Below are 20229 nucleotides of genomic sequence, written 5' to 3' on the forward strand. Positions count from 1 at the left end.
GGCGATCCGGTTACCAGTGGTACAGCTCCAGCGGGCAGTTGTTGTTCAAGTTCAGCAGCGCGTCGTGCGGATGCAGGTGAATCCCGGCCGCCGGCCGGCTCAGGCTGATGTGCGGGACAAGGTGGCCCTGCCCGCCGACGGCCAGCAACCACGCCAGCAGGCTGAACTCCGAGTTGAAGGCCCCGACGAACGCCTGGCAATCGGCGAACAGTTGCAGGTCACGAATCGCGCTGAGCGCCAACGGGCGCGCGATCTCGGGCCGCGCCAACGCGCGCTCTTCGATGTACTGCCCGTTCACGGTGATGTCCGGAAACAACGCGCGATCGTGCGCCACGGTGAGGAAGGTGTACTGCGGCCGGAGGGCCGCGGCGCGGGCCACCTCCACGCTCGATTCGGTCGCCAGAAAGATGTGGCGGATGCCGTAGGCCGTGCACAGCGTGTCGGCCGCATCGAGGTATTGCGACATCCCGAACGACCGCCGGTTGGACCGGAGCGGCGCGTCCGGCTCGGTGCTGGCCGCGTCACTGCGGCGCACGTGCATGCCGAGCACCGGAACCCCCGCCGCCGGCCAGCCCGCGGCGCGCTTCCACTCAACCAGTTGCGCCTCGAGGTCCGCGGTCGGCGTGAACGCGTAGCGCGTGGCCACGGCGAGCTTGAGCGTGCGTTCGAGCCGCGCCGGCGTGAAGGCGCCGCAGCCGGGGCCGCGCCATCGCGGTGGCGGCGCCATCGGCGACCAACCGTCAGCCGCGGTCCGCGATGGCTGGGCGAAGAACTCGCGCCAGCCGTCCGCCGCGCTGGCGCAACGCGCGGCGTCGGTTGGGTTTCCCGTACGGCTCCACAGCCATGGGCTCCAAGTCCGCCCTTCGGAGGCGAGGGCCGCCACCTCGGTCGGCGGTCCGTCGGACATGATCTCGGTGGCACAGCCAAGGTCAACGTGGTGACGGATCGCGGTGCCCACCAGGCGGATGTTCTTGCCGATCGGACGATACGTCAGGCGCACCGGCCGCGCCGAGGCCGCGCCGTGCTGGACGCTCTCGACGCGGCGGCGGTAGTGATCCGAAAACTGCCGCTGGCCCGCGATCGCGGCCGGGTCGGGCGAAGGGGCGTGCTCGGCTGGCACCGGCCCCGACTGGAGGTGGGACCGGTAGTGCTGCAGCAGGAGCGCACGCCGTTCGCGATCCCAACGCGGTCCCCAGATGTCCCGCAGCCAGAAGCGCAGTGCGCCCCCTCGCCGCGGCGCGGCGGCCAGTCTAGGCGATGCCGACGCCACGTTCCGCTTCCGCGCGCGCCCCGAGAAGATCCCGGTACCACGCGAGATAGGCCTCGACCTGGCGGTCGAGGGTGAAGCGACTGGCGACGTCGCGCGCGGCGTTCTCGCCCAGCCGCACCCGTACCGGCTCGCAATCCAGCAGCGCCTCCACCGCGTCGGTCATCTCGACGGCACCGGCGGGAGGCACCAGCATGCCAGTGGCATCGCCGATCCCGTCACGGCGCCCGGCACGAACGGCCTCGATCGCGGCCGGCCGAATCTGTTCCGGAATGCCGCCGACCGCGGTGGCCACCACCGGTGTGCCGCACGCCATCGCCTCCAGCACCGCGAGTGGAAACGTGTCGGCCCGGGCGGCGTGAAGGTAGAGGTCGGCCGATTGGTAGTACTGGGCCATGACGCGGGGATCGCCGACGACCGGGACCGATCGGATCGCGGCACCGGGCCGGGAGCGCGCCGCGAACTCGCGTCCCACGGCCACGAACACGAGTGGCTCGGCCCGGCGCCGGGCGGCGAGACCATCGATCAGCCGAGCCAGCGTGCGGTCGTCTTTCCACATGCTGCCGCTGCTGCCGGCAGTCAGCAGGATGATCGTCGAGGCGTCCGGCAGGCCGAGGCGGGCGCGCGCCTGCCGGCGGTCGGCGGGCCGGAACACGCTGGTGTCAACGCCGTTCGGGATCACGCGCACATCGCCGGCGGACGGGGCCAGCATCGAGCGCCCCACCTGATCGCGCAGCCACCGCGAGGGCGCCGCCAGGTGAACGCGACTGGCCGCAAACACCTCCTGCTTGCGGCGCCAATTACGATCGGTCGCGTCGCGACGAATGGGGGGATCGAGCGTGAGGTCCGGACACTGGCCGCAGCCGGTTTGCCAGCGGCCGCAGCCCAGCGCATGCGCGCAGTGGCCGGTCATCAACCACATGTCATGCAGGGTGAGCACCGTCGGCAATCGAGCACTGATTGGCGCCAGGGCCCGCAGGTCGAAGTAGCCGCCGTGAAGGTTATGCGCATGCACCACGTCCGGCGCTGAGGCGAACTGATCGAGCAGGCGCGCGCTGGCCGGGAAGGCGAAGTCCTCGATCCCGTTCAGGTGATCGACGATCGCGCGCGGGTGCGTGGCCATCCGCAACGAGCGGCTCAGCAGGCCGAACCCGCGGTTAGGATGGCGCTCCGCCAGCCGCCGTAACCGAACCTGGACCGCGACATAGCCGGTGGCGCTGAACCACGGGCGGTCGTCGTCCGGCAACGGCAGCACGCCCGGATCGCCGGTGCCCTTGCGTCCCACGACGTGCCAGACCTGGTGGCCGCGAGCGGCATATCCGCGCATCAGGCCGGCGGCGACCGTGGCGGCCCCGCCGCCGTGATCGGTGGCGCCGACCTGCACGATGGCGAGCGCGCGCGCGGACGCGGTCAACTCGTCCACCTCCGCCAATGCTCCCCGAACTCGTCCCCCGTCCAGTTGCGGACCAGCACGCGCGGCACCCGGAACCGGTCCGTGCCCGCGTGGACGCGACCGGGCTCGGTCGTGCACGCGAATTCGAGGCCCGCATTTCTCGCGACGGCCGCGACCTCATCGGAGACGTCGCTCCTACCGCCAAAGGGGTACGCGAACGCGGTCGCGGGCGAGCCGCGCCACGACTCCACGTGCCGGCGTCCCTCGGCGATCTCGCGCCGCTGGTCGTCGTGCCGCAGGTAGGCGAGCGACGGGTGCGAATGCGTGTGCGAACCGATCTGAATGCCGTCGCGGGCGCCGAGCGCCGTCACTTCATCCGGTGTCAACGCGCGACGGGAGGGCGGCGCCGCGCTGGCCTGCGACGCGAGTCCGGCAATCGCCGCTGCGCAGACGTCCCCGGGGACGCGCCGCAAGCGCCGGCATAGTTCGCGATAGAGCTGATGCCGAGGCGTGGGCGTGTCGCCGGCCTCGACGTGCCATCCGGCGCAGGCCGCGCGGTCGGCGTCGCTGTAGCTCGCGTCCGTCCCCATGTCCTGTTCGATCACCTCGCCGGCAATGGTCACGCGCACGCGCGCCGGCAGGGTGCCGGGCGCCAGCAGCAGCCGCTCGAGCGCATCCCACCAGAACTCGCGACCGTCACCGACCGCCCCGCTGGCAATGAAGACCGTCGCCGGCACACCGTACCGATCGAGCAGCGGCGCTGCCACCGCGAGGTTGTCGGCGTAGCCGTCGTCAAAGGTGATGGCGACGGCGCGCGCGGGGAGCGAGCCGTCGTGCGCGCGCCGCACCAACTCCGCGAGCGGCAGGGGCGCCGCGCCCCGGCGCAGGATGTCGAGGTGGGCCTCGAAGGCGGCCGCCGTCACGGCGAGCCGCTGCGGGTCGGCATCCAACTCGGCGACACGGTGGTACAGCAGCACCACGCCGCCGGGCGGCCATCGATCGAGCCGCCGGCGAACGCCGTCCCATGCCCGGCGCCACGCCGGCCGCGGCGGGATGTTCAATCGTCGATTTTGAAAACCGGGCAGAGCTCCGCCCTCTCAGTCACAGCAGCGCCGAACGTTCTTCCGCAATTCGTTCACTGAGAAGGCTTCGGGCGCTGAGGGACAGTCGTTATCGTAGCCCGGCATCTCCCGTCGCGGCGATGCCTTTCTGGGCGCGCGCCGCCTCCACTTGCGAGGCGATCCACGAGTAGGTCGTGGCCAATCCGGCGCGGAGGGGCATGCGAGGGGACCAGCCGAGCTGCTGGCGCAGGAGGCGGTTGTCGGAGTTGCGGCCGCGCACGCCTTCGGGACCGGCGACCGGCCGGATGCTGAGGTGCTTCCCCGACAGTTCGATGATGGCGGTGGCCAGCGCGCGAATGCTGATCATTTCTTCCGACCCCAGGTTCACGGGCCCTGCGAAGTCTGAACGCATCAATCGCAGCACGCCCTCAATCGCGTCATCCACGTGCATGAACGATCGCGTTTGCGCGCCGTCGCCCCACATCTCGATCTCGCCGCCGTCGTCTGCCTCGGCGACCTTGCGGCAGAGTGCGGCGAGCGCTTTCTCGCGGCCGCCGCGCCAGGTGCATCGCGGACCATACACGGCGTGAAAGCGCGCGATGCGAACCGCGAAGCTGCCGTTGCGCGCATGCGCCGCATACAGCCGTTCGGAAAAGAGCTTTTCCCAACCGTACTCGCTGTCGGGTTGCGCCGGATAAGCAAGCGGTTCGGCGCAGTGCGGGTCGGCCGGGTCGCGTTGCACCGACGCCGGGTAGACGCACGCAGACGAGGGGAAGAAGAGCCGTGGCACGCGGGCTCGCGCGCACGCCAGCGCCACGTTGATGTTGATGAGTGCCGAATGCGACATGATCGCGGCGTCGTGATCGCCGGTGAACGTGAAGCCGGCGCCGCCCATCTCGGCCGCCAGTTGGTAGACCTGGTCGAACGGTTGATCGATCACCTCGCGGCACACGCGCGGATCGCGGAGGTCGCCGATGACGAACTGGTCGGCGTCAACCGGTGAGAACTCAGGATGCTTGAGGCCGATGGCGCGGACCCAGGCGCCGTCGGCCTTCAGGCGCGAGACCAGGTGCGCGCCAATGAAGCCGCCGGCCCCGCACACCAGCACACGTGACATGCAACAATTCTACCCTTCGCCCGGACCGAGCAGGGACGCGGCGCGGACGGCCTGGTCACCACACGTAGCGCGTGATGTAGAGCGGCGCGTTGTGGAGGCCGGCCAGCAGCAGCACCACGACAACCCGCCGATAGAGGACGGGCCGGGCGCGTTCCAGGTGCGCGAGTGCGGCGGATCCGAGCATGGCCAGGAACGGAATGGCGTGCAGGAGATATCCGGCCTTCACGTCGAGGCCGGGATAACCGATCAGCAGGGCGAAGTATCCACCGGCCGTCACGACCACCACGATCGTGGCGAGGCCGAGGCCGCCCGCATCACCATCCCCCTCTCTCCGGCGCCGCGTCTTCCACATGCGGGTCATGCCGAGCCAGATTCCGGCGAGCACAACCGCGGTGGGCACGAGCGCGACCGCGTTCACCCGTCCCAGGTACGGCGCGATCGTCTGCCGGTTACTCGCCACCGGGTTCGACTGGGCAATGTCCATCAGGACCTGGCCTGACGCCCAGCCACCGGCGGGATCGTGGGCGCGAACCACCCAATAGCACCAGTAGTCGCCCCAGAAGTCGGCGTAGAGCACGGGCAGCAGGGCCTGGCTCTCTCCTACTGCGAACGTCTCGCGCACAGGATCCAGGAACAGGTCTGGCAGGCCAAGGTCCGAGTAGAAGCCCGCGGGCCGGTTCGCCAACGACCACCGCTCACCGGGCGGTGTGTTGAACGCGGCGATCGATCCAAAGCGCTGAAACAACGACGCGTAATACCAGCCGCAGATCAGCACCGCGATCAAAGACACGGTGGCCAACCCCCGCATCCGTTCCGCGCGACGGTCCCGCTCAACGACGACATGCCACGCGAGGTAGGCGACGGCCGCCACGGCAACGAACGCGCCCCACTGCTTGGCCAACAGCAGCAGACCGATGCCAGCACCGAGCAGGACCCAGCCGCGAACGCGGCCGCGCCGATCCGCGAGCGTGGTCAACAGGCGTTCGACCACCACCACCGAGAGGAACGCCGCGAGAGGTTCGCCGCGAACAAAGGCAAACATCTTGTAATAGACCGGAGTGATGGCCAGCAGCATGAGCGACCAGCGCGTGAACGTTCGCCCGCCGGGCCGGATGACCTGGCACAGCCGAACCAGCATCAACGTCAGGCCGATCGACCACACGACGTTCTGCATCTGCGCGGCCTTGACGACCACGCCCCAACGATCGGTCGCGAACGCCCGCAGCAGCGCCGGCAGCACGTACGGGAGCGGCGCGGCAAAGAATTCCGCGGTGTCGTCGGGGCCAGGCAGGTGCCCACCCGCGAGCACGGCGATGTAGCGCAGGTGGTCGAGTGCGTCGTAGCCGACGAACGGACTGTGCAGCAGCGCGTTCAGCAGCACGAGGCCGTTGATCCAGAACAGGGCGGCCACGACGACCCAATCTCGCCACACGCTGACGACGGGACGGCGAGGCGCGCCTGCGGGCATCGAGCGGGATTTTGACACGGTATGCCGCGGTCGTGGTTCGTAGACAGCTAGAACAGCGGCGTCGGCACGTCGATCGACGGCCGTCGCGCGAGCGACGTGCCGGCGGAGTATTCGCCCTTCTCGGGCGTGAACTCCACGATCGGGTAACGGCCCGGGGCAAGGGCTTGCGGGCGGCACAGCACAACGGCCGCTGACGGCTCGTCTTCGAAAACCATGACCTGGCCGTCGGTGCAACGCTCGCGAAACACCGACGCCTCGGCCAGGAACTGGTACTTCTGCAGCCACAGGACGATGGGGCCCCGCCTGTCCCAATGGATTGAAATCACCGTCATCATCAGGATCAGGCCGGCGAACACGCCAATCGCCAGGCCACGAGTCGAGGGCCGGCCACGCTCCAGTACCGCGGTCGCTATCGCGACCAAGGCGCAATACGCCGGCACCAGGACGAACCGGGGTTCGTAGCCCTGCGGCTCCCGGTCCGGGGCCAACAGGAACAGCACCGTGGCCGCGACGCCAAGATACGCGAGCCACGCCCGGACTTCAGGCCGGTTCGCGCCGGTGGCCCATTCGCCGCGGGCCCGGCGGCGGACTGCCGCTGCCCACAGCCCGCCGAGCGTCGTCAGCGCCACCACCATGATCACGACGTTGTGTGGATAGTCGCCGCCCAACTCGCTGAGCAGGCGCCGGCCCGTGGGGGAAAAGACCGGGGTCCATTGCCCGCCCCATGCCTGGGCGGCGTGGACGACCGTGACCATCGCGGCCAGGGCTCCGTACTGACGCCGCCGCGCATGATGGGCGGCGGCCGCGCGAAGCAGGATCGGCACCGCCAGCAGGCCAACGGGCGTCGTCAACAACCCGACCGCGACGCCGGAGAATCCGATCCAGGACAGGCGCGCCGGCACGGTGGTGGCGGTGAGCAGGTACGCCATCGCGGCCAGGCAGGCCGACCAATTGACCCACGTGAGATTCGCGAACAGGCTGGAGTCGATGACGTGCAGCGCGCACATGATCGAGGCGGCGAGTAGCGCGGCCGCGCCGGCGTGCTGCCCACCAGGTTCGGCCAGCAGCCGCTTCGTCTCGCGATAGAGCAGCGCGACGGCCGCGAGTGCCGCCACGCGGTAACCAACGGCTTGAGCCGCCAGCGGCAGGTAACCGAGCGCGTAGGCGACGGTGGCGGGAATCACATGAAAGTAGCCGTTGGCCCAGAAGAACGGGGTGGCGCCGGTGACGTTGTTGATGTACGTCAACAGCCCGGTGTCGTCCACGCCGAGGGCCCCCGACATCAGGGACAATGCCGCCAGGGCGCACACCGCCAGGGCATCAGGCGTGCGCGTTGGGGACGCCATGGGATCGCGCGAGACTCTAACACGGCCGGCGACGCGCGCCGGGTGGTCTGACGCTAAGATGTCGGGGTGAATCGCCGGGGCCTGCGCCCGTTCTTGAAATGGGTCGGTGGCAAGCGGCAGTTGTTGCCGGTCCTGCGCCGCTACTACCCGGCGACCTTCGGCGGCTACTTCGAACCGTTCGTCGGCAGCGGCGCGGTGTTCTTCGACCTGCTGGGCCGCGGCGATCTCGACGGCCGCGCGATCACGCTCAGCGACGACAACGCCGACCTGATTGGTTGCTACGCGCGCATCGGCGACTCGCTCGACCTCGTGCTGGCCGAACTCGATCGGCTCGCGCACGATCACGCCGCCGGCGGCCGGGCCCACTACCTGCGCGTGCGCGACGAGCGCTTCAACCCACGCCGCGCGGCGTGGCGCGGCGCCGGCAGCGAGATCGGCACCTACGGCGCCGATCTCGCCGCGATGCTGATCTACCTCAATCGCACCGGCTACAACGGGTTGTTCCGGCAGAACGCGTCGGGCGAGTACAACGTGCCGCCCGGCCGCTACGATCGGCCGCGGATCGTCGATCGGCCGCTGCTGACGGAGGTGTCGGCGATCCTGAGACGGCCCAACGTCCGCGTCCAGCACGCGCCGTTCGACCAGATTGCCGACACGGCCGTCGCCGGCGACTTTGTCTATTTCGATCCGCCGTACGCACCGCTGAGTGCCACCGCCAACTTTCGCGGTTACACCGGACGTGGGTTTGCCGACGCCGACCAGGAACGCCTGCAACGGGTGCTGATCGCTCTCGCCGAGCGCGGGGTCCAGGTGCTGCTGTCCAATTCCACTGCGCCGGCCGTGACGCGGCTGTACGAGGGCAACCAGGACGTACGCGCGGCGGGACTGCATGCCTGGCGGTTCCCTGCCCGCCGGGCCGTCAACTCGAATGCGGAGCGGCGAGGCACCGTCGAAGAACTCGTGGTGTCGAACGTTCGTCCCGTCGAGGCGAAGAGCAGCTAAGGAACCAACCCGGACGAAAAGTGCGGGCTGCCCGAACACAGGCGATCGCCGACGATGCCGGCGGCCAGGGTGTTGGTTGTCACGTTCCAGTGTCCCTGTCCGGCGGGCATCTCTGGAGAAAGACCACCGTTCAAGAAGGCGCCGCTCGCGGCGCTGTATTCGGCAAGGGGCTCGGCGAGCATGACCGCGGGTATCCCGTTGGCGGCGGCAAAGTCGCGAATGCGGCGATCCGGGTAGAAGAGGTCGTCCACGCCAAGTCCGTCCGCCAGCGCCCGCCGTGCCGCCAGCTCGGGGTGCACCTGTTGGGCATTCGAGAGCGTGACGATCCAGAACTCGGCGCCGCTCGCGGCGACCTCGCGCGCCAGCGTCAGGAACAACGCCTCGGTGACGCGCCACGCCTCGGCGATGGCGGGGGTCGATGGTGGCCGGTAGATCTCCTCCGAGCCCAGCCCGCCGGCGATATCCGGCCGCAGTTCCTCCTCTTCTTCCTTGACGGCTGGCCGCAGCGTGGCCCATCCCCTGTAGAGCAAGTCCGCGGTTCGGAGGCGCTCCGTGACGGCGATGCGCAGCCGGCGAAACCAGGGCTCGCCGGCATAGGGGTCGACGGCCGTCGGCGCGTTCAAGACGAGCATGTCGCCGCGCAAGGCGAAATAGGGGGTTGGGTCGTGGTTGGACTCGTTCAAGCCGGGGTGGTTGTTGAAAAGATCGTTGCTGGTGTAGACGGCGAGCACGACCACGTCGGGCCGGTAGTTGGTGACATGACTGCGGTAGGTGAGCAGTTCCTGTGCCGTCCCGTAGCCGCCGACACCGAAGTTCATCACCTCCGCGACACGGCCGGTGCCTTGAACGCACCCCGTCAGCCGCGATTCGAGGAACGACGTGAACGTCTTCTCCTGCGGGACATTCACCGCCATCATGTACGAGTCGCCGAGCACGGCCACGCGCACGGTGCCGGGAGGCGCCGCGGCCGGGTGCTCACGGTCGCGCAGGCCATCACTATTGATCCGGACCCAGACGACATTCTCCTCGCGGCTCCAGCCTTCCTGGTTGGGTCGCAGCGCCCACCCGCGTTGAGCATCCGGCAGGTAGAACCGCGCGGCGTCCCTCTGGTTGGTGGCCCGCAACGCGATCTCGCACGCCAACACCGCCAGCAACATGGCGGCGACCGGGACCAATCGCCGCCACCAGACGCGGGGGCCTGGCGAGGGTGCGGGGGCGGGCATGGCTCATTATCCACACAGGATCGTGGAATCGAACGCCGGCGCGGCCGGGCGGGAGCCCCGGCCTGGCGCCGGTGGCGATGCGCGTGCGCCCGCCCGCCGGCCGTGCTACGCTAAACAGGATTTTCCGCGCGCGAAAGTGGCGGAACTGGCAGACGCGCCGGCCTTAGGAGCCGGTAGCCGCAAGGCTATAGGGGTTCGACTCCCCTCTTTCGCACCATTTGCCTCCTGCCCGCAAGGCTGAGGGCGGACCTCGGCGAACACCGAGATCACCAAATCACCAGATCATGAAATCAGAAATTGTTGACGTGAACGAAACGCGCCGTGACCTCACGGTGGAAGTCCCCAGCACGGTGGTCGATGAGGCCATCGGCCACGCCGCCGCCAAGATCGGCCGCGCCGCGCGCATCCCCGGGTTCCGCCCCGGCAAGGTGCCCGCCACCGTCGTCCGCCAGCGCTTCAAGGGCCAGATCATGCAGGACGTGGCCGAGCAATTGGTGGCCAAGGCCGTGGGTGACGCGCTGACCGAACGCGGCGTCGAGCCGATCGAGACGCCCGACATCAAGGACCTCGTCCTCGAGGAAGGCAAACCCCTCACGTTCAAGGCGTCGTTCGACGTGATGCCGAGCTTCGACCCCGGCGACCTGTCCACCATCGAGGCGACGCAGCCGGCGGCGGCCGTGGCGGACGAGGTGGTCAACCAGTCGCTCGAGCGCCTGCGCGAACGCGCCGCGCGTTTCGAGGCGGTGGAGACCGGCGCCGTGGAAGCGGGCCACACCGTGGTGGTCAGCCTCGAACGGCAGGGCATCGACAAGGACGGCAAGAAGGGCCAGCCCGACAAGCACGACCAGGTCTCGATCGAACTGGGGGCGCCGTCGAACCCGCCGGGCTTTGACGCCGAGATGATCGGCGTGACGCCCGGCACGACCAAGAGCTTCACCATCACCTACCCCGCCGACTACACCATCGCCGAACTCGCCGGCGGCACGGTGGACTACACGGTGACGCTGAAAGAGATCAAGAAGCGCGTGGTTCCGCCCCTGGACGACGAGCTCGCGAAGGACCTGGGCGAGTTCGACTCGCTCGACGCGCTGCGGACGCGCGTGCGGGAAGACCTCGAGCACGAGGCAATGCACGCGGCCGAGCGCCAGCTCCGCCAGGATGTGCTGAAGCAGCTCGCGGCGCGCGTGCCATTTGCCGTGCCGGCCACGCTGGTGGAGCGCGAAATCGACCGCCGGCTCGAAGACTTCGCGCGGCGCCTGATGGATCAGCGGGTCGATCCGCGGCAGGCCAACATCGACTGGAACGCGTTCCGCGAAGGCCAGCGGGAGCCCGCCACCGAGGCGGTCGGGTCGGCCATCGTGCTGGACGAGATCGCCAGGCGGGAGAACGTCGCCGTGACGGAAGCCGACCTGGACGCCGAACTCCAGCGCTACGCGGAGCAGACCGGGCACACCGTGCCGAGCATCCGGGCGCGCCTGCAAAAGGATGGCGAACTGGGCCGCCTGGCGGCCGGATTGCGCCGGGAAAAGGCGGTTTCCCTGGTCCTGTCCAAGGCGAACATCACGAAGTCCTGACGCGCCCTTTTGGCTATTGCACTTCCGGCGTCTTCAGCCGATAACAGTAGGAAGCCTAATCCATATGAGCTACCAGAATCAGCTTGTGCCGATGGTGGTCGAACAGACCAACCGCGGTGAGCGCGCATACGACATCTTTTCGCGCCTCCTCAAGGACAACATCATCTTTATTGGCACGCCGATCGACGACGGCGTGGCCAACCTGGCCATCGCGCAGATGCTGTTTCTCGAGGCCGAGGACCCGGACAAGGACATCCAGCTGTACTTGAACAGTCCGGGCGGGTCGATTACGGCCGGGTTTGCGATCTACGACACCATGCAGTTCATCCGTCCCGACGTGCAGACGATCTGCATCGGCCAGGCGGCGTCGATTGCGGCGGTGCTGCTGGCGGCGGGGACCAAGGGCAAGCGCTTTTCCCTGCCCAACTCGCGCATCCTGATCCACCAGCCGTGGATGTCGGGGCTCGGCGGCCAGGCCACCGACATCGACCTGGCGGCGAAGGAAATCATACGCATGCGTGCGCGAATCAACGAGATTCTGGTCCAGCACACGGGCCAGGAAATGAAGCGCATTCAGGACGATACCGAGCGCGACTACATCATGTCGGCGGACCAGGGCAAAGAGTACGGAATTATTGACGACGTCATTCGTAAACGGGTGTAACCTAGGTATACGGCATGGTAAAAAAGAACGGCGACGGCGGCGAGATTTTACGCTGCTCGTTCTGCAATAAAGACCAGAACGACGTCCGCAAATTGATTGCCGGTCCGACGGTATTCATCTGCGACGAATGTGTCGAGGTCTGCAACGACATCATTGCCGACGACAACCGGTTCGACAACCGCGGGACGCGCACGTCCCTGCCGGCCCCGCCCGAGATCAAGAAGTTCCTCGACGAGTACGTGATCGGCCAGGAACTGACGAAGAAGAAGCTCGCGGTCGCGGTCTACAACCACTACAAGCGGCTGGAAATCCAGAAGCAGCCGCGCAGCCGGCACGACGTCGAGCTGACCAAGTCCAACATCCTGCTGATCGGCCCGACCGGCAGCGGCAAGACGCTGCTGGCACAGACGCTGGCCAAGCTGCTGTCGGTGCCGTTCACGATCGTCGATGCGACGACCCTGACCGAGGCCGGCTACGTCGGCGAAGACGTCGAGAACATCATCCTCAAGCTGCTGCAGGCCGCCGGCGGCGACATCGAGAAGTGCCAGCAGGGCATCGTCTACATCGACGAAATCGACAAGATCGGCCGCAAGGACGAGAACCCGTCGATCACCCGCGACGTCTCGGGCGAAGGCGTGCAGCAGGCGCTGCTCAAGATTCTCGAAGGCACCGTGGCCAACGTCCCGCCGCAGGGCGGACGCAAGCATCCGCACCAGGAATTCTTCCAGATCGACACCACCAACATCCTGTTCATCTGTGGCGGCGCGTTCGTCGGCCTCGACAAGGTGGTGGAGCGCCGCATCGGCAAGAAGACGCTGGGCTTCAAGGCCGAGATCAAGTCGAACAAGCACTTCGACGTCGGCGCCATCCTCGAGCAGGCCGAGCCCCAGGACCTGATCAAGTTCGGCCTCATCCCCGAGTTCGTCGGCCGCCTGCCCGTGATGGGCACGCTGCACGAGCTCGACCGCCCGGCCCTCGTCCAGATCCTGACGCAGCCGCGCAACGCGATCATCCGTCAATACCAGAAGCTGTTCGAGTACGAGAACGTCAAGCTGCGCTTCACCGACGAATCGATCGAGGCGATTGCCGAGATGGCGCTGGCCCGCAAGATCGGCGCCCGCGGCCTGCGGATGATCATCGAAGACCTGATGCTCGACCTGATGTACCAGATGCCCGGGCAGAAGAAGGCCCGTGAAGTGGTGATCACGCGCGAGATGGTCGTGAGCAAGAACACCGGCCTCGAAGTCATCGAAAAAGCCGGCTAGCAGCACCAGGCACTTAGGCACTTGGCACGTTGGCACCAGCACCCTAGGCACGCCCGGCACCGTACGCACCTCCAGGCACCTTAAAAATATGGTCGAAGTCTACGAGACCCTCCCGATCGTCCCCCTTCGCGACGTCGTCGTGTTCCCGCACATGATGATGCCGTTCGTCATCGGGCGGCCGTCGTCCATCCGCGCGCTCGAACACGCGCTGGGCAAGGACAAGCGGATCTTCCTGGCGGCGCAGCACGACGCCTCCACCGACGATCCCAAGGCCGAGGACATCTTCACGATGGGCTGCGTCGCCAACGTCGTGCAGAGCCTGAAGCTGCCCGACAGCAACATCAAGGTGCTGGTCGAGGGCGTCGATCGCGCGCGCGTGATCGAGTGGAAGGAAGACAAGGGCTTCTACCGCGTGGTGGTCAAGGTGCTGCAGCGGCAGAAGGACGCCGCCGGCGACGTCGAGCAGACCATGAGCCGCGTCGTCACGCTGTTCGAGCAATACGTCAAGCTGTCGAACAACCTGCACTACGACGCGATGATCGCGGCGGTGCGGGTGGACGACCCGGGCAAGCTGGCCGACACCATCTCGGCGCACCTGCTGGTCGGCATCGACGAGAAGCAGAACCTGCTCGAGATCGTCTCGCCGCTCGAGCGCCTCAACCGCATCGCCGGCATCCTCGAGGCCGAAGTCGACAAGCTCCAGGTCGATCGCCGCATCCAGTCTCGCGTCAAGAAGCAGATGGAGAAGGCGCAGAAGGAGTACTACCTCAACGAGAAGATGAAGGCGATCCAGAAGGAACTGGGCCGCAAGGACGACAAGGGCAACGAGGCCGACGACCTGAAGAAGAAGATCGAACAGGCGCGGATGCCGAAGGACGTCGAGGAAAAGGCGGTCCAAGAACTGAAACGCCTCGAGGCGATGCCGCCGATGTCGGCCGAAGCCACCGTCTCGCGCAACTACCTCGACTGGCTGATCGCGGTGCCGTGGCACAAGAAGACCAAGGAGAACCGCGACCTCAAGAACGCCGAGGTCGTGCTCAACGAGGACCACTACGGCCTCGACAAGATCAAGGACCGTATTCTCGAGTTCCTCGCGGTGCGCGCCCTGGTGAAAAAGCCCAAGGCGACCATCCTCACGTTTGTCGGCCCGCCGGGCGTCGGCAAGACCTCGCTGGCCAAGTCGATCGCCCGCGCCATGAACCGCAAGTTCGTGCGCCTGTCACTGGGCGGCGTCCGTGACGAAGCCGAAGTGCGCGGCCATCGCCGCACCTATATCGGTGCCTTCCCCGGCCAGATCATCCAGATGATGAAGAAGGCCACCTCGCTCAACCCGGTGTTCCTGCTCGACGAAATCGACAAGATGTCGATGGACTTCCGCGGCGACCCGTCAGCGGCATTGCTCGAAGTGCTCGACCCCGAGCAGAACGGCACCTTCCTCGATCACTACCTCGACGTCGAGTACGACCTGTCGAACGTCATGTTCATCTGCACCGCCAACGTGCTGCACACCATTCCGCAGGCGCTGCGCGACCGCATGGAAGTGCTGCAACTGGCCGGCTACACCGAGCAGGAGAAGACCGAGATCGCCAAGCGCTTCCTGGTCAGCAAGGCGGTGGAGGGCTCGGGGCTCACCGAGAAGAACATCACGTTCGCCGACGAGGCGCTCCAGAACATCATCCAGCGCTACACGCGCGAGGCGGGCGTCCGCAACCTCGAACGTGAGATCAACGCGATCTGCCGCAAGATCGCCCGCAAGGTGGTGGTCGAGGGCCCGAGCACGTCGGAGACGATCACCGCCGAAAAGGTCACCGAATACCTCGGCGTGCCGCGCTACCGCCCCAGCGTTGCCGAAGAGCAGAACGAGATTGGCGTCGCCACCGGCCTGGCGTGGACCGAAGTCGGCGGCGAGATCCTGGTCACCGAGTGCACGCTGATGCCGGGCCGCGGCCGGCTCATCCTCACCGGCAAGCTCGGCGACGTGATGCAGGAGTCGGCGCAGGCGGCAATGAGCTACGTGCGCTCGCGGGCCGAAGCCTTCGGCATCCCGAAAGACTTCAACCGCAAGGTCGACGTGCACGTGCACATCCCCGAAGGCGCCATCCCGAAAGACGGCCCCTCGGCCGGCATCACGCTGGCCACGGCCTTGATCTCGGCGCTCGCGCGCATTCCGACGCGCCGCGACGTCGCCATGACCGGCGAGATCACCCTGCGCGGCAAGGTGCTGCCGATCGGCGGCCTCAAGGAAAAGCTGCTGGCCGCGCACCGCGCCGGCGTGAAGACCATTCTCGTGCCGAAAGAGAACGAGAAGGACCTGGCCGACATCCCGAAGAACGTGCTCGACCTGCTCGACATCCACATGGTCAGCCACATGGATGAAGTGCTGAAGATTGCCCTCGCCGGGCCGTTGACGCCGCTGACGCCGACACCCGATGCCGACATCGACGGGTCGGCCGATGCGATTACGCACTGAGTGAAGGTCACTTCTGAGTTCGTCACGAGCGCCGCGGGAACAGTTGGGTTCCCGAAGGACGGCGTGCCCGAGCTGGCCATGGTGGGCCGCTCGAACGTCGGCAAGTCGACGCTGATCAACGCCCTCGTCCGGCAGAAACTCGCCCGGACGAGCGCCGCTCCCGGCAAGACGCGACTGGCGAATTTCTACCGGGTCGCCGTGGAGAGCAGGCCCGCGTTTTACCTGGTGGACCTCCCCGGCTACGGCTATGCGCGCGGCGGCGAGAAGAGCCGCCAGGAATTCGACGCGCTGGCCGCGGAGTATTTCAGCAGCCGGCACGCCGAGGACGATCCCGGCGGGCCGGCGTCAGGCGAGAAGGCGCCGGTGTTCTGCGGGGTCCTGGCGCTGGTTGACAGCCGGCACCCGGGGCTGGACGCGGATCGCATCGCCTGGACGTGGTTGAGCCGCATGGGCATCGAACGCCATGTGGTCGCGACCAAGGTGGACAAACTGACGCGTGCCGAGCGGCATCGTCATCTCTCGGAACTGGAACGGCTTTACTCAGGTCCGGTCACGCCCGTGTCGGCGGAGACCGGTGAAGGATTGGATGCACTGTGGACACTGATCGCCAGGCTGCTGACGCGGCCGTAGCTACGCCGACCACGCCCGCCACCGAACCGGCCACCCTCGATCTCTCCACCCTCAAGGATCTCGGCGTCACGGCGCTGACCAAGATCGCCAGGGACCTGGAGATTCCAGGCGCGACCGGCATGCGCAAGCAGGAGTTGATCTTCGAGATCCTCCGGGCCCGCGCCGAGAAGGCCGGGCTGATCTTCTCGGAAGGCGTGCTCGAAGTGCTCCCAGACGGCTTCGGCTTCCTGCGGGCCCCCGACTACAACTACCTCGCCGGCCCCGACGACATCTACGTCTCCCCCTCCCAGATTCGCAAGTTCGACCTGCACACCGGCGACACCATCTCGGGGCAGATTCGCTCGCCGAAAGAAGGCGAACGTTACTTCGCGCTGATCAAGGTCGAGGCCATCAACTTCGAGCCGCCGGCCCGCGGCAAGGAGCGCGTGTTCTTCGAGAACCTGACGCCGCTCTACCCGCAGGAACACATCCACCTCGAGGCCGACCCCGAGAACCTGTCGACCCGCGTCATGGACCTGATGACCCCGCTCGGCAAGGGCCAGCGCGGCCTGATCGTCGCGCCGCCGCGCACCGGCAAGACCATGCTGCTGCAGTCGATCGCCAACGCCATCACCATCAACCACCCCGAGATCTACCTGATCGTGCTGCTCATCGACGAGCGGCCCGAGGAAGTGACCGACATGCAGCGCTCGGTCAAGGGCGAGGTGGTGTCGTCCACGTTCGACGAGCCGGCCCAGCGCCACGTGCAGGTCGCCGAGATGGTGATCGAAAAGGCCAAGCGCCTGGTCGAGCACAAGAAGGACGTCGTCATCCTGCTCGACTCGATCACCCGCCTCGCCCGCGCCTACAACACCATCGTGCCGACCTCGGGCAAGGTGCTGTCGGGCGGCGTCGACAGCAACGCGCTGCAACGGCCGAAGCGCTTCTTCGGCGCCGCGCGCAACATCGAACAGGGCGGCTCGCTCACCATTGTCGCCACCGCGCTGGTGGACACCGGCTCGCGCATGGACGAAGTGATCTTCGAGGAGTTCAAGGGCACCGGCAACATGGAAGTGCACCTGGACCGCAAGCTCGCCGACCGCCGCGTGTTCCCGACCATCGACATCCAGAAGAGTGGCACCCGCAAGGAAGAGCTGTTGCTGTCGAAGGAAGACCTGGCCCGCGTCTACGTGCTGCGCCGCGTCCTCACGCCGCTGTCGCCGGTCGAGGCCATGGAGCTGCTGCTCTCGAAGATGAGCAAGACCAAGACCAACGCCGAGTTCCTGTCAGCGATGCAACAGGGCAAGTAGGATAGCGCCATGGCCGCGTCGACGACCGTGAAGGTGGGCCTCACGCAGATGGCGTGCGGCGACGACCCGAAGAAGAACCTGGCGAAGCAACTGGCGCTGACCGAACGCGCCCTGAAGAAGGGCGCGAAGATCGTCTGCACGCAGGAGCTGTTCCGCTCGCCGTATTTCTGCCAGGTCGAAGACCACCGCTTCTTCGCGCTCGCCGAGTCGATTCCGGGGCCGTCAACCGACGCGTTCTGCAAGCTCGCCAGGAAATACAAGGCCGTGATCGTGGCCTCGCTGTTCGAGAAGCGCGCCGCCGGCGTTTATCACAACACCGCGGCGATCATCGACGCCGACGGCTCGCTGATGGGCGTGTATCGCAAGATGCACATCCCCGACGACCCGCTGTTCTACGAGAAGTTCTACTTCACCCCCGGCGACACCGGCTTCCGCGCCTGGAAGACCAAGGTGGCAACCATCGGCGTGCTGATCTGCTGGGACCAGTGGTTCCCGGAAGGCGCCCGCCTCACCGCCATGCAGGGCGCCGAGATCCTGTTCTATCCCACCGCCATCGGCTGGCACCCGTCCGAGAAGAAGCAGTACGGCGTGGCGCAGCACGATTCGTGGGAGCTGATCCAGCGCAGCCACGCGGTGGCCAACGGCTGCTACGTCTGCGCCCCGAACCGCGTCGGCCACGAGTTCATCAAGGACAGGACCGGCGCCCCGGTGGACAAGGACGGCATCGTGTTCTGGGGCCAGTCGTTCGTGGCATCGCCGAACGGACAGGTCGTCGAACGCGCCCCGGCCGACAAGGAAGCCGTGATGGTGGTCGGCTGCGACCTCGCCAACGTCGAGTTCAGCCGCACCCACTGGCCGTTCCTCCGCGATCGCCGCATCGACGCCTACGGCGACCTCACCAAGCGCCTCAGCGATTAACCCCCTTGGCACCCAAGGCACCGCACGCACCCAAGGCCCCGAAAGGGACGCCAGCGGACCACGGCTTCTCATTTCCAGCCGAGTGGTATCCACATCGCGGCACCTGGATCAGCTGGCCGCGTCCCGAAGGCATCTCGTTTCCCGATCGCTACCACGACGCCATCGAAGACATCGCCGGCCTCATCCGCGTGCTGGTCACGCGCGAGGAAGTGCACCTCAACGTTCCCAACACCAACTACGAGCGCATCGTCCGCGCGTTCTTGCGCGATCGCAAGGTGCCGCTTGGCCGCGTGCGCTTCCACCACATCAAGACCAACGAGTGCTGGGCCCGCGACCACGGTCCCGCTTTCGTGCTGCGGACCCGCCGCGGCAGGACCGAAGCGGCGATCGTCGACTGGGGCTTCAACGCGTGGGGCGGCAAGTATCCGCCCTATGACGCCGATGACGCCGTGCCGGCGCGGATTGCCGAAGAACTCGGGCTGCCGGTGTTCTATCCGGGGATCGTGATGGAAGGCGGCGCGGTTGACTTCAACGGCGCGGGCACGGTGCTGACGACGACTTCGTGCCTGCTCAACAAGAATCGGAACCGGACGCTCTCAAAGACCGACATCGAGTGCTTCCTGCGCGACTACTACGGGCAGCAGCACGTGGTGTGGCTCGGTGACGGCATCGAGGGCGATGACACCGACGGCCACATCGACGACCTGGCGCGCTTCGTCGATGCGCGGACGATTGCGATTGGCATCGAGACGAACCGGCGCGATCCGAACTTCGCGATCCTGCAGCGCGCTCGTCGCGCGCTCGACAAGGCGCGCGACCAGGACGGCCGGCCGTTCGACATCCTCGAGCTGCCCATGCCAAAGCCGCTCTCGTATGACGGCCAGCGGCTGCCGGCGACCTACCTCAACTTCTACTTCGTGAACGGGGCGCTGCTGGTGCCGACCTTCGGCCAGCCCGCACGTGACCGCCAGGCCATGGCCGTGCTGCAGCGCCACCTGCCCGGCCGCAAGGTCATTGGCGTCGATTGCCGCGCCCTGATCTGGGGTTTGGGCGCAATTCACTGCTTTACGCAGCAAATGCCCAAGTTCTAGGTGCCTGGGGTGCCGGGGCGCGTGCTAGAATTGGTGTTTCCCTAGCGTGCTGGAAAGCGAGCCTATTAGTGGGCTCCGGATCCAGCGAAAGGACGCTGATAATGAAGCCGAATATTCACCCGGAATACAAAGAAGTCGAAGCCCACTGCGCGTGCGGCGCGAAGTGGATGACCAAGTCCACGAGCAAGGACCTGCACTTGGACGTCTGCTCCAGCTGCCACCCCTTCTTCACGGGCCGCCAGAAGTTGCTCGACACCGAAGGCCGCATCACGCGCTTCACCAAGAAGTTCGGCGCGCAGACGGTGGAAGCCCGCAAGACCGCCGACAAGGCCGTCAAGGCAACCAAGGCCAAGGCCGCGAAGAAGGCCAACTAGCCGCCGGGTAGCGCGCCTGCCGGCGTGTCCCGGTCACCACTCGACCTAACCAGGTCGAACACCGAGTTGTCGCTCGG

Annotated in this window: 17 protein-coding genes and 1 tRNA gene; 11 read left to right on the top strand and 7 right to left on the bottom strand. The window is 67.1% G+C overall.

Going from position 1 to position 20229, the window contains the following annotated elements; genetic code table 11:
• Positions 1-10: 10 nt before the first annotated feature.
• The 6 genes from WC815_14015 to WC815_14040 form a co-directional block, all read right to left on the bottom strand.
• Positions 11-1270, bottom strand: coding sequence for a hypothetical protein (locus WC815_14015; protein MFA5909891.1), 1260 nt, complete (start codon positions 1268-1270; stop codon positions 11-13).
• Positions 1251-2690: a glycosyltransferase gene (locus WC815_14020; GenBank protein ID MFA5909892.1), complete on the bottom strand. Its 1440-nt coding sequence runs from the start codon at positions 2688-2690 to the stop codon at positions 1251-1253. The genes WC815_14015 and WC815_14020 overlap by 20 nt, the downstream gene beginning before the upstream one ends.
• The gene (locus WC815_14025; GenBank protein ID MFA5909893.1) at positions 2678-3721 is read right to left on the bottom strand and encodes a polysaccharide deacetylase family protein; all 1044 of its coding nucleotides are present in this window, start codon (positions 3719-3721) and stop codon (positions 2678-2680) included. Before WC815_14025 ends, WC815_14020 begins: the two co-directional genes overlap by 13 nt.
• Before the next feature lie 109 nt (positions 3722-3830).
• Positions 3831-4838, bottom strand: a complete 1008-nt coding sequence (locus WC815_14030; GenBank protein MFA5909894.1) for an NAD-dependent epimerase/dehydratase family protein — start codon at positions 4836-4838, stop codon at positions 3831-3833.
• 55 nt (positions 4839-4893) lie between these two features.
• Positions 4894-6306, bottom strand: coding sequence for a glycosyltransferase family 39 protein (locus WC815_14035; GenBank protein MFA5909895.1), 1413 nt, complete (start codon positions 6304-6306; stop codon positions 4894-4896).
• A 47-nt stretch (positions 6307-6353) separates the two neighbouring features.
• Complete coding sequence (locus WC815_14040) at positions 6354-7652, bottom strand: hypothetical protein (protein MFA5909896.1); 1299 nt, start codon at positions 7650-7652, stop codon at positions 6354-6356.
• A gap of 66 nt (positions 7653-7718) precedes the next feature.
• Between WC815_14040 and WC815_14045 the strand changes: the two genes are divergently transcribed.
• Complete coding sequence (locus WC815_14045) at positions 7719-8654, top strand: Dam family site-specific DNA-(adenine-N6)-methyltransferase (protein ID MFA5909897.1); 936 nt, start codon at positions 7719-7721, stop codon at positions 8652-8654.
• Here WC815_14045 and WC815_14050 read toward each other — a convergent pair.
• Complete coding sequence (locus WC815_14050) at positions 8651-9877, bottom strand: SGNH/GDSL hydrolase family protein (GenBank protein ID MFA5909898.1); 1227 nt, start codon at positions 9875-9877, stop codon at positions 8651-8653. The genes WC815_14045 and WC815_14050 overlap by 4 nt on opposite strands.
• Positions 9878-10007: 130 nt before the next feature.
• Between WC815_14050 and WC815_14055 the strand changes: the two genes are divergently transcribed.
• The 10 genes from WC815_14055 to rpmE all read left to right on the top strand — a co-directional run bounded on the left by WC815_14055 (position 10008) and on the right by rpmE (position 20152).
• Positions 10008-10094: transfer RNA gene (locus tag WC815_14055), tRNA-Leu, on the top strand.
• A gap of 67 nt (positions 10095-10161) precedes the next feature.
• Positions 10162-11451: a trigger factor gene (gene tig / locus WC815_14060; protein ID MFA5909899.1), complete on the top strand. Its 1290-nt coding sequence runs from the start codon at positions 10162-10164 to the stop codon at positions 11449-11451.
• Between the two features lie 64 nt (positions 11452-11515).
• A complete protein-coding gene (gene clpP / locus WC815_14065; GenBank protein MFA5909900.1) occupies positions 11516-12115 on the top strand; it encodes an ATP-dependent Clp endopeptidase proteolytic subunit ClpP in 600 nt (199 codons plus the stop codon).
• 14 nt (positions 12116-12129) lie between these two features.
• Entirely contained in the window at positions 12130-13380 is a 1251-nt protein-coding gene (gene clpX / locus WC815_14070) for an ATP-dependent Clp protease ATP-binding subunit ClpX (protein ID MFA5909901.1), read from the top strand.
• An 88-nt stretch (positions 13381-13468) separates the two neighbouring features.
• A complete protein-coding gene (gene lon, locus WC815_14075) occupies positions 13469-15850 on the top strand; it encodes an endopeptidase La (protein ID MFA5909902.1) in 2382 nt (793 codons plus the stop codon).
• On the top strand, positions 15851-16480 hold the full coding sequence (locus WC815_14080) for a GTPase (protein MFA5909903.1): 630 nt from the start codon (positions 15851-15853) through the stop codon (positions 16478-16480).
• Positions 16444-17769 carry a transcription termination factor Rho gene (gene rho / locus WC815_14085; protein MFA5909904.1) on the top strand — a complete coding sequence of 442 codons (1326 nt, stop codon included), beginning with the start codon at positions 16444-16446 and terminating at the stop codon, positions 17767-17769. The genes WC815_14080 and rho overlap by 37 nt, the downstream gene beginning before the upstream one ends.
• A 9-nt stretch (positions 17770-17778) precedes the next feature.
• Complete coding sequence (locus tag WC815_14090; GenBank protein MFA5909905.1) at positions 17779-18687, top strand: carbon-nitrogen hydrolase; 909 nt, start codon at positions 17779-17781, stop codon at positions 18685-18687.
• Positions 18688-18692: 5 nt separating this feature from the next.
• Positions 18693-19778: an agmatine deiminase family protein gene (locus tag WC815_14095; GenBank protein ID MFA5909906.1), complete on the top strand. Its 1086-nt coding sequence runs from the start codon at positions 18693-18695 to the stop codon at positions 19776-19778.
• A 101-nt stretch (positions 19779-19879) separates the two neighbouring features.
• Entirely contained in the window at positions 19880-20152 is a 273-nt protein-coding gene (gene rpmE / locus WC815_14100) for a 50S ribosomal protein L31 (GenBank protein MFA5909907.1), read from the top strand.
• The last annotated feature ends 77 nt before the right edge of the window (positions 20153-20229 follow it).

The sequence above is a fragment of the Vicinamibacterales bacterium genome (genome assembly GCA_041659285.1).
Lineage (GTDB): Bacteria > Acidobacteriota > Vicinamibacteria > Vicinamibacterales > UBA2999 > 12-FULL-67-14b.

Coding starts and splice junctions, on each gene's coding strand:
- WC815_14030 (MFA5909894.1), bottom strand. CDS start 4,838: ATGTCACGTGTGCTGGTGTGCGGGGCCGGCGGCTTCATTGGCGCGCAC.
- WC815_14035 (MFA5909895.1), bottom strand. CDS start 6,306: ATGCCCGCAGGCGCGCCTCGCCGTCCCGTCGTCAGCGTGTGGCGAGAT.
- WC815_14040 (MFA5909896.1), bottom strand. CDS start 7,652: ATGGCGTCCCCAACGCGCACGCCTGATGCCCTGGCGGTGTGCGCCCTG.
- WC815_14050 (MFA5909898.1), bottom strand. CDS start 9,877: ATGCCCGCCCCCGCACCCTCGCCAGGCCCCCGCGTCTGGTGGCGGCGA.
- tig (MFA5909899.1), top strand. CDS start 10,162: ATGAAATCAGAAATTGTTGACGTGAACGAAACGCGCCGTGACCTCACG.
- clpP (MFA5909900.1), top strand. CDS start 11,516: ATGAGCTACCAGAATCAGCTTGTGCCGATGGTGGTCGAACAGACCAAC.
- clpX (MFA5909901.1), top strand. CDS start 12,130: ATGGTAAAAAAGAACGGCGACGGCGGCGAGATTTTACGCTGCTCGTTC.
- lon (MFA5909902.1), top strand. CDS start 13,469: ATGGTCGAAGTCTACGAGACCCTCCCGATCGTCCCCCTTCGCGACGTC.
- WC815_14090 (MFA5909905.1), top strand. CDS start 17,779: ATGGCCGCGTCGACGACCGTGAAGGTGGGCCTCACGCAGATGGCGTGC.
- rpmE (MFA5909907.1), top strand. CDS start 19,880: ATGAAGCCGAATATTCACCCGGAATACAAAGAAGTCGAAGCCCACTGC.